At 73.4% G+C, this 13176-nt stretch carries 14 protein-coding genes; 8 read left to right on the forward strand and 6 right to left on the reverse strand.

Features of this window, described 5'->3' with window-relative positions; genetic code table 11:
• Positions 1-93 precede the first annotated feature (93 nt).
• Together J7W19_RS10860 and J7W19_RS10865 are read left to right on the forward strand one after the other, a co-directional pair.
• Positions 94-309, forward strand: coding sequence for a hypothetical protein (locus J7W19_RS10860; protein WP_004952953.1), 216 nt, complete (start codon positions 94-96; stop codon positions 307-309).
• A gap of 12 nt (positions 310-321) precedes the next feature.
• Positions 322-744, forward strand: coding sequence for a type II toxin-antitoxin system VapC family toxin (locus J7W19_RS10865; RefSeq protein ID WP_040892177.1), 423 nt, complete (start codon positions 322-324; stop codon positions 742-744).
• Between the two features lie 26 nt (positions 745-770).
• On the opposite strand, the gene J7W19_RS10870 is transcribed toward J7W19_RS10865, so the two are convergent.
• Both J7W19_RS10870 and J7W19_RS33460 read right to left on the reverse strand, forming a co-directional pair.
• Positions 771-980, reverse strand: a complete 210-nt coding sequence (locus J7W19_RS10870; protein WP_152262607.1) for a hypothetical protein — start codon at positions 978-980, stop codon at positions 771-773.
• Between the two features lie 439 nt (positions 981-1419).
• A complete protein-coding gene (locus J7W19_RS33460; protein ID WP_267939132.1) occupies positions 1420-1554 on the reverse strand; it encodes a hypothetical protein in 135 nt (44 codons plus the stop codon).
• A gap of 696 nt (positions 1555-2250) precedes the next feature.
• Here J7W19_RS33460 and J7W19_RS10875 point away from each other — a divergent pair.
• Positions 2251-3135 (forward strand): hypothetical protein, encoded by an 885-nt coding sequence (locus tag J7W19_RS10875; protein WP_004950085.1) that lies wholly within the window; start codon positions 2251-2253, stop codon positions 3133-3135.
• A gap of 54 nt (positions 3136-3189) precedes the next feature.
• Here the strand turns inward: J7W19_RS10875 and J7W19_RS10880 are convergent, their stop codons facing one another.
• Positions 3190-3726, reverse strand: a complete 537-nt coding sequence (locus J7W19_RS10880) for an HNH endonuclease (RefSeq protein ID WP_004950088.1) — start codon at positions 3724-3726, stop codon at positions 3190-3192.
• Positions 3727-3984: 258 nt separating this feature from the next.
• On the opposite strand from J7W19_RS10880, the gene J7W19_RS10885 reads away from it, so the two are divergent.
• Positions 3985-5049, forward strand: a complete 1065-nt coding sequence (locus J7W19_RS10885; RefSeq protein ID WP_004950089.1) for a mechanosensitive ion channel family protein — start codon at positions 3985-3987, stop codon at positions 5047-5049.
• 160 nt (positions 5050-5209) lie between these two features.
• On the opposite strand, the gene J7W19_RS10890 is transcribed toward J7W19_RS10885, so the two are convergent.
• From J7W19_RS10890 to J7W19_RS10900, 3 genes are all read right to left on the reverse strand, one after another.
• A complete protein-coding gene (locus tag J7W19_RS10890) occupies positions 5210-6001 on the reverse strand; it encodes an SDR family NAD(P)-dependent oxidoreductase (protein WP_004950091.1) in 792 nt (263 codons plus the stop codon).
• 44 nt (positions 6002-6045) lie between these two features.
• Complete coding sequence (locus J7W19_RS10895) at positions 6046-6927, reverse strand: helix-turn-helix transcriptional regulator (protein WP_004950093.1); 882 nt, start codon at positions 6925-6927, stop codon at positions 6046-6048.
• Positions 6928-6989: 62 nt separating this feature from the next.
• Positions 6990-7493 carry an FBP domain-containing protein gene (locus tag J7W19_RS10900; RefSeq protein ID WP_004950095.1) on the reverse strand — a complete coding sequence of 168 codons (504 nt, stop codon included), beginning with the start codon at positions 7491-7493 and terminating at the stop codon, positions 6990-6992.
• A gap of 107 nt (positions 7494-7600) precedes the next feature.
• Here J7W19_RS10900 and J7W19_RS10905 point away from each other — a divergent pair, with 107 nt between their 5' ends.
• The 4 genes from J7W19_RS10905 (at position 7601) to J7W19_RS10920 (ending at position 13041) form a co-directional block, all read left to right on the forward strand.
• Positions 7601-8854 carry a 6-phospho-beta-glucosidase gene (locus J7W19_RS10905; protein WP_004950097.1) on the forward strand — a complete coding sequence of 418 codons (1254 nt, stop codon included), beginning with the start codon at positions 7601-7603 and terminating at the stop codon, positions 8852-8854.
• 311 nt (positions 8855-9165) lie between these two features.
• Positions 9166-10170 (forward strand): N-acetylglucosamine kinase, encoded by a 1005-nt coding sequence (locus J7W19_RS10910; RefSeq protein ID WP_004950099.1) that lies wholly within the window; start codon positions 9166-9168, stop codon positions 10168-10170.
• Positions 10171-10441: 271 nt separating this feature from the next.
• The gene (locus J7W19_RS10915) at positions 10442-11920 is read left to right on the forward strand and encodes a hypothetical protein (RefSeq protein WP_411848831.1); all 1479 of its coding nucleotides are present in this window, start codon (positions 10442-10444) and stop codon (positions 11918-11920) included.
• Between the two features lie 89 nt (positions 11921-12009).
• Positions 12010-13041, forward strand: coding sequence for a glutamate ABC transporter substrate-binding protein (locus J7W19_RS10920; RefSeq protein WP_078588171.1), 1032 nt, complete (start codon positions 12010-12012; stop codon positions 13039-13041).
• Positions 13042-13176: the final 135 nt, after the last annotated feature.

Below are 13176 nucleotides of genomic sequence, written 5' to 3' on the forward strand. Positions count from 1 at the left end.
ACGGGCGCGGAACCGTCCGATCCCGCGGCACGCATCGTTTCACGTGTGAAATGAAACGTCTCACGAAAGAAACGAGCGCCCTACCCTGGACCCATGACGACACGGGAAGAGCTGCACGACTTGATCGACCGCATCGATCCGGACGAGCTGGCCGCGGTCGCCGCCCTCCTGCACTCTTACGCCCGGCGTGACACCGCACGGGGAGCGGCAGAGCCGCCGTATCCACGTTCTGTCGGCATCCTTTCCGAGGCGCCGCCGGATCTGTCGGCGCGTGTGGACGACTACCTCTCGGACGGCTTCGGGCGCTGACACAATTCCCCTGTGATCGTTGTGGACACGGGCCCGTTGGTGGCCCTCGCCAGCCCCTCCGACGCCGCGCACGACCGCTGCCGGAACTGGCTCGATTCCCTGCCCACCCGACGCGACCTGCTGGTCCCGGCCACAGTGATCGCCGAGACCTGTTACCTCATCGAACGCTACGGCGGCCCGCGAGCCGAGGCCGTCTTCCTGGACGACCTGGCGCTGGGCGCGTACGGGACGGTCACCGGCCTCATGCCGGAGGACCTGGAGCGCATGGCCGACCTCGTCCGCACCTACGCAGACCTTCCCCTGGGCGGAACAGACGCCTCCGTGATCGCCGTGGCCGAGCGCGTCAAGACGGCGAACGTCGCCACGCTCGACCGCCGGCACTTCACCGTGGTCCGCCCCGCGCACACGAACGCACTCCGCCTCCACCCGTCGTAAGGGGGACCGCGCGTACGGCCGCCGCCTCACCCCACCCGCGCGCCGGGCCTTCCCGCCTGTTCCCTGCTCGGGCGGCGGTAGCCGCAGTTGCAGACCCAGTCGTCGTAGCGCGAGATGGTGCCGTCGTGACCCATGTGAATCTCGCGCACCATGGTGCGGTCCATGCAGCGGGTGCACCGCACTCCCTCGCACATGGTCCTGGGGAACCTCTCCTGCTGCGCGGCTTTCTGGTTCATGTCCGCGATGATGCGCCCAAGTTGGACCGATGGCACCGGCATGTGCGACAGCCTCCCCCTAAGTGCGTACTCCCGAACTTCCTTGTCGGCAGGGACCGTCAGTGATCACGGTGGACGGATGCCGGACCGGCGGGCGGCCTGTCGGAAGGTGAGCCAGGGGTGGGCGCACCCGAATGGAGGCGTCCCGACAGACGTTCCGAACAGCTGGGCGATCGGGTGGCCTGCTAGGACACTCGGACGCGTGACGTCCGTGATGCGGCGGACGGCGGGCAGCGGGTGCCGCTATCGTGGAAGTGCTCAGCGGTTGGTCGCCGGGGCCTACTGGATATAGGCCCCGTAGGTCAGGCGCCAGAGGAAAGTCCGCCACGGGGGACTGCTCCCCGTGACGGACAGGCTGACGGATGGATCGCCGGGGCCTAATGGTCTTAGGCCCCGTCGATCACCCCTTGCCGATCACCACCAGGATCAGCGTGGTCACGGCGACGAACAGTTCCACCCACGGTGTCACCGCCTTCGCCCCACTCCGCACCCGGCGCCAGTCGATCGCGCGTCTCAGCCTCCTATGACGGGCCATGCAGTCCCTTCCCCTTGGATCGGAACCCCGCCGACTGCGAGGCTCCACGAGGGGACCTCGGACAGAACGGCACATGGGCCGACCCCGCCCGAGACCCCTGGGTGGGGCCCCGAACGCGGCGAGCGAGCCGACCCGGAGGAAGGCTCACGAATGGCACGTCAACGCGGCTGAGCCTAGCGCCAACCAAGCGTCGCTCCGGACGAGTTGGGGCGACGGGTGCACATTCACCCTTTCGTGGCGGGTGCGAACATTCACGTGAACGGCAGGCGAAGCGTCACCCCCGCCCGAAGCTCGACGCTCGAACCCCGGGCCCGGCCACCCCGACTCGCCCTGCGCCGCCCACCTGCGACGATCCGCACACCGCACCCCCGAAGCCCGAGACCCGAGCTTCGGGCCTCGGAACCCGAGCCCTCTTTCCAGGGAATGGGTGGTGTGGATTTGAACCCACCCACCCTCCCAACCCCCGCCCGCACACACGCGATTCACTTTCCGCGACCACGTCGCGACGCAGCGCCGCGACCGTGTACCGTGCCCCGCAGACAACGAAACGGCCCCCGCCGATGCCGCAAACACCGAGCGAGGGCCTGACCATCCAGATCGACCAACCAGAAATGCGATCCCATGGCTGTCGTCAATCCTAGCTCCGAAGCGCGCCCGTACACCCCACCCCCACCCCTCCCGCCCCAGCAGCCCCCCATGGCCAGGCCCGGCTACGGCAAGCGCTCCGCCCCCGGCCAAGCCCCGCGCACCGCACGCGACTTCGGGCATCTACCCGCCCGCGAGGCGTACATCGCCGCGTACCTCGACCGCCTGCCGGACGGCGCGGCGATGGACCACAAGACGCTCGCCAAGGAACTCCCTTACGGCCAGCAGGCCGTGCGCACGGCGCTGCGCCTCCTCTCCGAGGCGGGTCACCTGCGCGTCTGCCGGGAACGGGTCAGTGCGGAGCGGACGCAGTGGGTCTCGCGGACGTACTTCTCCCGCACGGCGCGGGACGACGCCTGGTGGTCGGCGTTCCTGCGGGGCGACGCGCCGCAGGCCACGGACGCGGGTGAGCCCCCGCGCGCGACACCTCCGGCGGACGGGCGCGCAGCCCCCTCCCACCGCTCCCCCGCCCACGACGTCCTCGCCTCTGTCGGCCACGCCGACCCCCGCATGGCCCTGTCGGCCCACGAGTGCGCGGCGCTGGAACCGCTGGCGGCGGAGTGGCTGGCGCGCGGCGCGAGCCCGGCGGCGATCAGACACGCGCTGGTCAACGCGCTGCCGGACGTCATCGCCGCCCCGGGTGCGTTCGCCCGCAGACGGCTGACCGACCGGATGCCCCCGGAGGGCGCCGCGCCCCGCCCGGAGGGGCCCTCACCCCGCCGGATCGCGGAGTGCACGAACTGCCACGTCCCCGGCCCGCCGGAAGCCCTGCCGGGCGGCCTGTGCCGCGTCTGCCACGGGACGGCCCCGGGCACGGACCCGTCCCCCGAGGCCGAGGACGCCGTCCGCCGCCGGGTGGACGAGCTCCGCGCCGTCGTCCGCGACCGCCCCAGAACCCCGGCCCGCCCGCCGAAGCCCCGCAGGGGCCGAGGGTGACGCCCCGGCCCGCCGCCCGAGCGCCGGGCCGGGAACGGAAATGGCCCGGTCCTCTCAGGCGGAAATGCCGTCGATCCGGGCCATCGCGTCCTCCGCGCCGTATGCCTCCAGGTAAGGCAGCCAGCGCGGATCCCTATGCCCCGTGCCGATGATCCGCCAGGCGAGGCCGGACGGCGGGGCCGGTTGGTGCCGCAGCCGCCAGCCCAGCTCGGAGACGTGCCGGTCGGCCTTGACATGGTTGCAGCGGCGGCAGGCGGCCACCACGTTCTCCCAGGCGTGCTGCCCGCCGCGGCTGCGTGGGACGACGTGGTCGACGCTGGTTGCGACGCCACCGCAGTAGGCGCAGCGCCCGCCGTCACGGGCGAAGAGGGCCCGGCGGGTGAGCGGGACGGGGCCCCGAAAGGGGACCCGCACGAAGCGCTTGAGCCTGACGACGCTGGGTGCGGGGATGGTACAGCTGGCGCTGTGCAGGTAGGCGCCCGTGTCCTCGAGGCTGATGGCCTTCTCGTTGAGGACGAGTATGAGCGCGCGGCGGAGCGGTACGACGCCGAGCGGCTCGTACGACGCATTGAGGACCAGGACATGCGGCACGGGTGCCTCCTTGTACGCCGGCGGCGCGTGGCTCGCGCCGGGACGATCTCCTGCAAGTGTCCCCTGGCCCCTGGCCGGTGCGCCACCATCGGCGGGTAACGGGTCACAGGTGTTTTGGAACACACCTCGGTCAACTGCGCGCAGGACCCGTCCCTTCTCGAACACAACAACGGAAGACCCGCTCTGCCCCGTTAGTGTGGTGATTCTGCCCCTGCCGATGTTCGGCGCCGGGCATGTCCATTACGAAGGGTTCCCGCTGTGTTCTGGTCCGCTGCCCTCGTCGCCGCTGACTCGACGCCCCGTCCCTCGTCCCTCGACGAGGCACAGAAGACCGCCAACGACGCCGCCGGCTGGCTGGAGGCGAACTGGTCCGTCTGGATCAGCAACGGTCTGCGCATCGTCCTGATCCTCACCATCGCGATCGTGCTGCGCTCGCTCGTCCGCCGGGGGATCACCAAGCTCATAGCCCGGATGAACCGCACGGCCCAGGCCGTGGACAACGCCCTGGGCGGCATCCTCGTCAACGCCGAGCGCCGCCGCCAGCGCTCCGAGGCCATCGGCTCGGTGCTGCGCAGCGTCGCCTCGTTCCTGATCATGGGAACGGCGGCGCTGACAGTGCTGTCCGTCCTGAAGATCAACCTGGCACCGTTGCTGGCCAGCGCCGGTGTGGCCGGTGTGGCCATCGGTTTCGGCGCCCGCAACCTGGTCACGGACTTCCTGTCCGGTGTCTTCATGATCCTCGAGGACCAGTACGGCGTGGGCGACGAGATCGACGCGGGCGTGGCGACGGGCACGGTCGTCGAGGTCGGACTGCGCGTGACCAAGCTCCGGGGCGCGAACGGCGCCATCTGGTACGTCCGCAACGGCGAGGTCAAGCGGATCGGCAACCTGAGCCAGGGCTGGGCCATGGCCGAGGTGGACGTCACCCTGCGTTACGACGAGGACCTGGACCGCGCCCGCCAGGTGATAGGGGAGGTGGGCGAGGAGATGTCCAAGACCGCCCCCTGGGACGAGAAGCTCTGGGAGCCCGTCGAGGTCATGGGACTGGACTCGGTCTCCCTCGACTCCGTCGTGGTCCGGGTGCAGGCCAAGGCCGCGCCGGGCGAGGCGGCGGCCGTCGCGCGGGAGCTGCGCTGGCGGATCAAGCGGGCGCTGGACGCGGCGGGCATCCGGATGGGGCCGCCGCCGGCCGCGGCGGACGCGGCGGCGGACGCGGCCGATCCGACCGCCGTCGTGGCGCCGCCGTCCGTGCTCGCCAATCCGACGTCGCCGCAGGCGTTGGCCACGGCGCCGATACCGCCAGGGGCGACGCTGGGGAAGTGAGCCCTGGTCCCGCCCCCCTCAAACGCCGGACGGGCTGGCTGATCAGCCCGTCCGGCGTTTGAGGACGAGCGGCGAAGCCGCGACAAGCGGGGTCCGGGGCGCGGCCCCGGAAGAAACGGTGAGAGGGCGGGACCGGGGCACAGCCCGCCGCAGGCGCCCCCTACTCGCCGCTCAGCCCGCCCCCCACCTGAGCCGCCACCAACCCCCCGTCGATCACCAGATCCTGCCCGTTGACGTACGAAGCCTCCCCCGACGCCAGGAAGGCGACCGCGTCAGCGACATCCGACGCCGTCCCGACCCGCCCCGCCACAACCCGATCGACGACAGCCGCCTCCTCGGCGGAGGAGACAGCCGCCCGGTACATGTCCGTATCGATGTAACCGGGGCTCACCGAGTTGACGCGGATGCGACGCGGAGCGAGATCCGCCGCGAACGTCCGCGTCAGACTGTGCACGGCCGCCTTAGTGGCGGAGTACAGGGACGCGGAGGGCAACCCCCGGTGCGCCGTCCAGGAAGCGTTGATGACGACAGAACCCCCATCAGCCAGCAGCGGCAGCACCCGCTGCACCGTGAAGTAGACGCCCTTCAGGTTGATGCCGACGACCCGGTCGAACTCCTCCTCGCTCACCTCGCCGAAGGGCGCGAACGACGCGACGCCGGCATTGGCGAAGACGACGTCCAGCCGCCCGTACCGCTCGCGGACAGCCGAGGCCAGAGCGTCCGCGTCGGCGACGCGCGAGACGTCACCCCGCACCGCGTGGACGCGCTCCGGGCCGCCGAGTTCCCCGACCGCGGCGTCGAGCCGCTCGCCGTCACGGCCGGTGATGACCACCTGGGCGCCCTCGGACAGCAGCCGGCGGGCGACGGCGAGGCCCATGCCGCGGGCGCCACCGGTGATGAGGGCGATCTTGTTCTCGAAACGGAAAGGGCTGTGGGAAGCGCTGCTGGTCATGGGCCCCAGCCTGCTGCCCGGCGATCACCTCCGACAGTGCTCGTTCAACATGGGTCCACCACCACCAGGCCGGCGCCCGCCGGGGTACGGAACCCGGCCGCCGCCAGCCGCTCCAGCCGCTCCGCCGTCCCGCTCCCGGGCCGGGGGTTCTGGAGCTCGACGTGCAGCCCGGGCTGGTCCGGCAGCACCAGCGTCGTGGTGTCGAAGACCAGCTCCCCCACCTCCGGATGCCGCACCGCCTTCACCGCCTGCGCCGTCGCCCCGACGTCGTGCCGCGCCCACAGCGCGTCGAACTCCGGGCTCGCCGCGCACAGCCCGTCGGCTATCCGGTCGAACCCGGGATCGTCGGGTTGCCGTGCCGCGGCGGCGCGGAAGGCGGCAACCACGCCGGGCGCGACGGCCTCCCAGTGGGTGTGCAGCGCCCGGTAGCGGGCGTTGGTGAAGAACGCGACCAGGCAGTTGCGGTCGGTGGCGGTGTAGCCGAAGACCGCACGGGCGGCGTCGTTGACGGCCACGAAGTTCTCGTAGCGGTCCAGCAGCACGGCCGGGCGCGGCGACCACGCCTCGATGAGCCGCCGCAGCTCGGGGGTGGCCTCGGGGCGGGCGGCCCCGGTCTGCGGCGGCGGGTTGAGCCCGGTCAGCAGGTACAGGTGCTCGCGCTCCGGCTCGTCCAGCCGCAGCGCGCGGGCTATCGCGTCCAGGACGTCGGCGGAGACGTTGATGGGCCGCCCCTGTTCGAGCCACGTGTACCAGGAGACGCCCACTCCCGCCAGCAGCGCGACCTCCTCGCGCCGCAGGCCGGGCGTACGGCGCCGGGCCGCCGGGGGCAGCCCCACGTCCTCGGGGGCGAGGCGGGCCCGGCGGCTGCGCAGGAAGCCGCGCAGGCGCTCGCGGCGACCGGTGGCGGAAGGCGTGTCGGTGGCCATGCGAGCACCGTAACCGAAGGGTCCGACAACGCCCTTCGGGGCGGCGCCCGTTCCTCAGGCCCTCAGGCCGCGCCGACCTTCCGCAGGAACTCGTCCACGTTCCCGAGCATCCGCGCCACCTGCTCGTCCACGCTCAGCGACTCCTTGTACCGGGGTCCGCTGAACTCCGGCACCTTCTTGCCGCGCACATAGAGCGGGCACGCAAGGTCGGCGCACATGTAGGCGCCCACCGTGTTGCCGTCGCGGCCGGAGGCGCCGACCTTGCGGGCGGCGAGCAGCGAGACGCCGGATCCGGGGTGGCCGGTCAGGCAGAACGAGCAGATGGTCGTCTTGGCGAGGCTGCGCGGGCCGCCCTGGGGAACCCTCAGGGTGATTCCCTGCGGCTTGCCGTCACGGACGACGACCAGGTAGCCGCGGTCGGGGGCGCCGGGATCGCGCCACCCGAGGAAGTCGAGGTCGGCCCAGGGGAGTTCGGCCAGTCCCCGGGGCAGGCTGATCCTGCGTGCCTCGCCTTTCGAGCAATTGATGAAAGAGGCTCGTATCTCGTTCTCGCCGAGTGGTTCCATGGGGCGAGAAATTAACAGTGTGCCCGTTGTGACGTCATGCGAATTTCGTTCACCCCGTTCCGCTTCCTGTCCGCTCCCGTTCCCATGGCTCGAAGAGGTCTGATCCCGTGAAACTCGCAGTGGTCGGCGGAGGCTCGACCTACACTCCCGAACTCGTCGACGGCTTCGCCCGGTTGCGGGCGGCCCTGCCCGTCGACGAACTCGTCCTGATCGATCCCGCGGCCGACCGCCTGGAGCCGGTCGGCGGCCTGGCCCGCCGGATCTTCGCCCGTCAGGGACATCCCGGCCGGGTGACCTGGACCACCGACCTGGACGCGGGCGTGGACGGCGCCGCGGCCGTCCTCCTGCAACTGCGGGTGGGCGGGCAGGCGGCCAGGGCGCAGGATGAGACCTGGCCGCTGGAGTGCGGCTGCGTCGGCCAGGAGACCACCGGTGCCGGGGGCCTGGCCAAGGCGCTGCGTACGGTCCCGGTCGTGCTGGACATCGCCGAACGGGTCCGACGGCGCAGCCCGGACGCCTGGATCGTGGACTTCACCAACCCCGTCGGCATCGTGACCCGGGCCCTGCTCACCGCGGGCCACCGGGCCGTCGGGCTGTGCAATGTGGCCATCGGCTTCCAGCGGAAGTTCGCGGCCCTGCTCGGCGTCACCCCGCCGGAGGTCACCCTCGGCCACGTGGGCCTCAACCACCTCACCTGGGAGCGCGAGGTGCGCGTCGGGGGCGTGAACGTCCTGCCCAAGCTGCTGGCGGAGCACGGGGACGCCATCGCGGCGGACCTGCGCCTGCCGCGCGACCTGCCCGCCCGGCTGGGCGCCGTCCCCTCCTACTACCTGCGCTATTTCTACCGGCACGACGAGGTCGTGGAGGAGCTGCGCACCAAGCCGTCGCGCGCGGAGGAAGTGGCCGCGATGGAACGCGAGTTGCTGGAGATGTACCGGGACCCGACGCTCGACGAGAAGCCGGCGCTGCTGGCGAAGCGCGGGGGCGCCTACTACTCGGAGGCGGCCGTCGCCCTCACCTCGGCGCTGCTCGGGGACACCGGGGAAGTACAGGTGGTCAACACGCTGAACAACGGCACCCTGCCGTTCCTGCCGGACGACGCGGTGATCGAGGTCCCGGCGGCGGTCGACGCGCGCGGCGCGCACCCGCTCCCCGTGCGGCCGTTGGAGCCCCTCTTCTCCGGCCTGGTCGCGAGCGTCACGGCGTACGAGCACCTGGCCCTGCGCGCGGCTCTGGAGGGCGGCCGGGACCGGGTGTTCCAGGCCCTGCTGGCCCACCCGCTGATCGGCCAGGACGCGACGGCCGACCGGTTGACGGACACACTCATCGCGCACAACCGCAGGCACCTGGCGTGGGCGTGACGGCGGGGCGCGGGGTGGGCGCGGGAGGCGGTACGGGCGTGGGAGGCGGTAGGGACGCGGGAGGCGATACGTACGCGGGAGCCGTGGGCGCGGAGGGCGGTTCGGGCGCGGGAGGCGGTACGTACGCGGGAAGCGCGGGCGCGGAGGGCGGTTCGGGCGCGGGAGGCGGTTCGGGCGCGGGAGCCGTGGGCGCGGAGGGCGGCTTGGGCGCAAGAGGAGCCACAGAGGCGGGAGTCGGTACGGGCACCGGAAGCGGCACGGGCGCGGGACCCGGCGCCCGCGCGGGAGGAGGCGCGCGGCCCGATACGACCGTGGGCGCGCGCAGCACCTCGGGCGCCGCCCCGCGCCCCCGAACGGCACTGGCGGTGGACGCGGGAAACAGCAAGACGGACGTGGCGCTGGTGGACACCACCGGCCGGATCCTGGGCACGGCCCGCGGCGGCGGTTTCCGGCCGCACGCCGACGGCGTGGACGCGGCCGTGGGCGAACTCGCCCGCCTCGTCGCCGCGGCGGGGGCGGGCCCGGGCGCCGCGCCTGTGGACCACGTCCAGGCGTGCCTCGCCAACGCGGACCTCCCGGTGGAGGAGGAACGGCTGACGGCGGCGATCGAGCGGTGCGGCTGGGGCCGGAGCGTCACCGTCGTCAACGACACCTTCGCCCTGCTGCGGGCCGGGCTGCCGGACGGTTCCGCGCCCCGGGGCGTGGCCGTGGTGTGCGGCGCGGGCATCAACTGCGCCGGTCTGACGCCCGACGGCCGTACCGCCCGGTTCGCGTCCCTCGGCCGGATCTCCGGCGACTGGGGCGGCGGCGTCCACCTCGCGGACGAGGCCCTGTGGTGGGCCGCCCGGGCCGCGGACGGCCGGGGCGAGCCCAGCGCCCTCGCGACCGCCCTGCCCGCCCACTTCGGGCTGGCGGGCATGCCGGAGCTGATCGAGGCGCTGCACCTGGGTGCCGTCGCGCGGGCGCGGACGCACGAGCTGGCCCCGGTCCTCTTCGCCGTCGCGGCGGCTGGTGACGCCGTCGCCCGGGCGATCGTGGCGCGGCAGGCCGAGGAGGTCGTGGTCATGGCGCGTACCGCGCTGGCCAGGCTGGACCTGCTGGGCGAGCGGGTGCCCGTGGTGCTCGGCGGCGGCGTCCTGGCGGCCCGTCACCCGCTCCTCCACGACGACGTGCTCAAAGGGCTGGCCGCCCACGCCCCCAGGGCCGAGCCGGTGGTGGTCACGGCCCCGCCCGTCCTCGGCGCGGCCCTGCTCGCCCTGGACCTGCTGGGGGCGGAGGCGGACGGATACGCGGCGCTGCGGGCGCGGTGGGCCTGAGACGCGGGGCCGGCGGCGGGCGGAGGACCGGTGGCTGCCGTCCCGACGCCGGCCGGCGCCCCCATCCGTCCGCGGGGAACCGCCCGGCACCCGCGTCGCGTGAACACCTGCACGGAGACCGGCCGACCGCGCCCCGCCCGGATCGCGATCCGAACAAGATCGCGAAGTACGTGGTGTCTTTGTCAGTCCCTGCCGCCATACTTCTGGCCAGGTGCCCGTTCCGCCCCGCGCCGGGCGGTGGCGACGCACCGGCGACCAAGGGGGAGGTCTCGTGTCACACCAGCTGAGGACGGCCGCGCCACCGGGACCGAAGTCGGGCCCGGGGCAAGGCCAGGGGCAAGGCCCGGGACAAGGTCACGGACCGGGGCCGGGACCGGGAGCGGGGCCGACGGGGGTTCCGGCCCGCGGGTCGGAGCGCGCCGCCTGGCGCGCGCAGTTCACCCGGCTGCGGACGGCCGCGACGAGAACGGAGCCGGGCAGGCTCCGGGTGATCGGCGCCGCCCTGGCCGCGCTGCTGATCGCCTTCGGCGCGGTCACCGCCTGGCAGGTCACGGACCGGTCCCGGGCGGCCGACGCCGTCGTGGAGCGCAGCGAGCCCCTGAGCGCCGCCGCGGCGGACATCTACGCCTCGCTGGCGGACGCGGACACCACCGCCGCCACCGGCTTCCTCGCGGGTTCCAAGGAGACCCGCGCGGTCCGGCAGCGCTACGAGAAGGACATCGCCACCGCGTCCGAGCTGCTGGTCAAGGCGGCGGCCAACACCGGCGGTTCCCCGGCCGAGCGCGCGCAGATAGCGACGCTGAACGAGCGGCTGCCCGTCTACACGGGCCTGGTCGAGCAGGCCCGGGCCGACAACCGGCAGGGCCTCCCGCTGGGCGGCGCCTACCTGCGCTACGCGAGCGACCGCATGCGCCAGGACCTGCTGCCCGCCGCCCGCCGGCTCTACGAGGCGGAAAGGGACCGGCTGGAGGCCGACTACGCGGACGCCGAGGGGCTGCCCTGGGCGGCGATAGCCGTGGGCCTCCTCGCGCTCGGCGCGCTCGCCTGGGTCCAGCGCCGCGCCTACCTGCGCACCAACCGGGTGTTCGACCGCGGCCTGCTCGCCGCGACGGCGACCACGCTGGTGGTCCTGGTGTGGCTGGGGGTGGGCCACGGCCTGGCCCGCGCGGAGTTGGAGGACTCCTACGACCACGGCGCCAAGCCCCTCCAGGTGATCGGCATGGCCCGGATCAGCGCGCTCCAGGCGCACGGCGCCGAGAGCCTGTCCCTGGTGGCGCGCGGCGCCGTCCTCACCGACGACGGCAAGGACGCCTACGAGGAGGGCTACGGGCAGGAGATGCGCGACCTCTTCGGCGGCACGGGTGACGCGCCGTCCGGCGGAAGCCTGCTGGGCAGGGCGGCGTCCCTCGCCGACGGCGCGGACGGCCGCGCCCCGGTGACGGAGGCGATCGACGGGGTACGGGACTGGAAGCGGCGGCACGACGCGGCCCGCGCGGCGGACGTCGCCGGCGACTACGACCGCGCCCTGCCGCAGGTGATCGGTGAACGGAACAGCACGGGCGAGTCGTTCGACCGCGTGGACACCGCGCTGCGGAAGGCCCTGGACCGCGAGAAGGACGACTTCCGGCAGGCCGCCGACGACGGGCGCGATGCCCTGACCGGGCTCGCGGTGGGCGCGGGGGTCCTCGCCGTGCTGGGTGCCGGCGCCGTGGTGACGGGCATCGGCCGCAGGCTCTCGGAGTACCGGTGAGCGGGCCGGCACGGAAGAACGGAATCGCGCGGCGGAAGAGCGCCATCGCCCAGCGGAACGGCGTCACGCGAACGGACGGGGGAGGGACCATGCGCGGAAACGGAAGAGCGGCCCCGGCCAAGGGGACGGGGGCGGTGGCAGCGGTACGGCGGCGCCGGACCGCCCGGACGGTGGTCGGCGCCACCGTCGCCATGCTGGTGACCTGCGCTCTCGCCGCGGTCACGGCCCTGCTCCTCCCCGGTGGCGGCGCGCCGGGGCGGAACGGCGGCCCGGTGACGGCGGCGCGCCCGGCGGCCGTGGCGGCGCCCGCCGCCGACTGCACGGACCCGGAGGCCAGCCTGCGCCCGTCCACGGCCGACGGCCCGGCCGTCCGCCGGATCAAGGAACGCGGCCGGCTGATCGCGGGCGTCGACCAGAACAGCTACCGCTGGGGCTACCGCGACCCGGCCACGGGCAAGCTGGACGGCTTCGACATCACCCTGGTCCGGGCCATCGCCAAGGCCCTCCTGGGCGATCCGGACAAGGTGACGTTCCTGACCATCCCCACCAATCAGCGCATTGCCGCCCTCAAGTCGGGCAAGGTGGATATCGTCGCCCGTACGATGAGCATCAGCTGCGACAGGATCAAGGAAGTCGCCTTCTCCACGGCCTATTTCCAGGCCGGTCAGCAACTGCTGGCGCCCAAGGGGTCGGCGGTCACCGGCATCGACGACGGCTCCCTGGCCGGGCGGAGGGTCTGCGCCGCCGCGGGTTCCACGGCCGAGGCCGAGCTGGCCAAGCGGGCGGCGTCCGCGAAGGTGACCACGGTCCCCAACCAACTCGACTGCCTGGTACGGCTCCAGCTGGGCCAGGTCGACGCGATCCTCACCGACAACGCCCTGGGCGCCGGGCAGGCGGCGCAGGACCCGTCCGTGGTACTCGTCGGCAAACCGTTCACCACCGAGTACTACGGCGTGGCGATGAACCGCGGGGCGGAGGACCTGGTACGCCGGGTCAACGCGGTGCTGGACGACTACCGCGCCGGCGGCGCTTCGAGCCCCTGGATGCAGGCGTACCGCCAGTGGCTGGCCCGCGCCGACCTCGGCATCACGGCGCCTCCGGAGCCCAAGTACCGGGACTGACGGGCGAGAACGCGCCCACCGGGCCCGGCCCCCGGGCACCCGCGCACCCCGCGGGCGGCCCGCCGGCACGCATCGGGCGGGCACCGGCGAGGAAGGCGAGCACAGAAGCGAGGAGCAGGACCCGAGAAGCGGGAG

It is taken from the genome of Streptomyces mobaraensis NBRC 13819 = DSM 40847 (assembly GCF_017916255.1).
Lineage (GTDB): Bacteria > Actinomycetota > Actinomycetes > Streptomycetales > Streptomycetaceae > Streptomyces > Streptomyces mobaraensis.

Bases quoted from the DNA above. Each gene is read 5' to 3' on its own strand.
- J7W19_RS10860 (WP_004952953.1), top strand. From the start codon at position 94: ATGACGACACGGGAAGAGCTGCACGACTTGATCGACCGCATCGATCCG.
- J7W19_RS10870 (WP_152262607.1), bottom strand. From the start codon at position 980: ATGAACCAGAAAGCCGCGCAGCAGGAGAGGTTCCCCAGGACCATGTGC.
- J7W19_RS33460 (WP_267939132.1), bottom strand. From the start codon at position 1,554: ATGGCCCGTCATAGGAGGCTGAGACGCGCGATCGACTGGCGCCGGGTG.
- J7W19_RS10875 (WP_004950085.1), top strand. From the start codon at position 2,251: ATGGCCAGGCCCGGCTACGGCAAGCGCTCCGCCCCCGGCCAAGCCCCG.
- J7W19_RS10890 (WP_004950091.1), bottom strand. From the start codon at position 6,001: ATGACCAGCAGCGCTTCCCACAGCCCTTTCCGTTTCGAGAACAAGATC.
- J7W19_RS10895 (WP_004950093.1), bottom strand. From the start codon at position 6,927: ATGGCCACCGACACGCCTTCCGCCACCGGTCGCCGCGAGCGCCTGCGC.
- J7W19_RS10900 (WP_004950095.1), bottom strand. From the start codon at position 7,493: ATGGAACCACTCGGCGAGAACGAGATACGAGCCTCTTTCATCAATTGC.
- J7W19_RS10920 (WP_078588171.1), top strand. From the start codon at position 12,010: ATGCGCGGAAACGGAAGAGCGGCCCCGGCCAAGGGGACGGGGGCGGTG.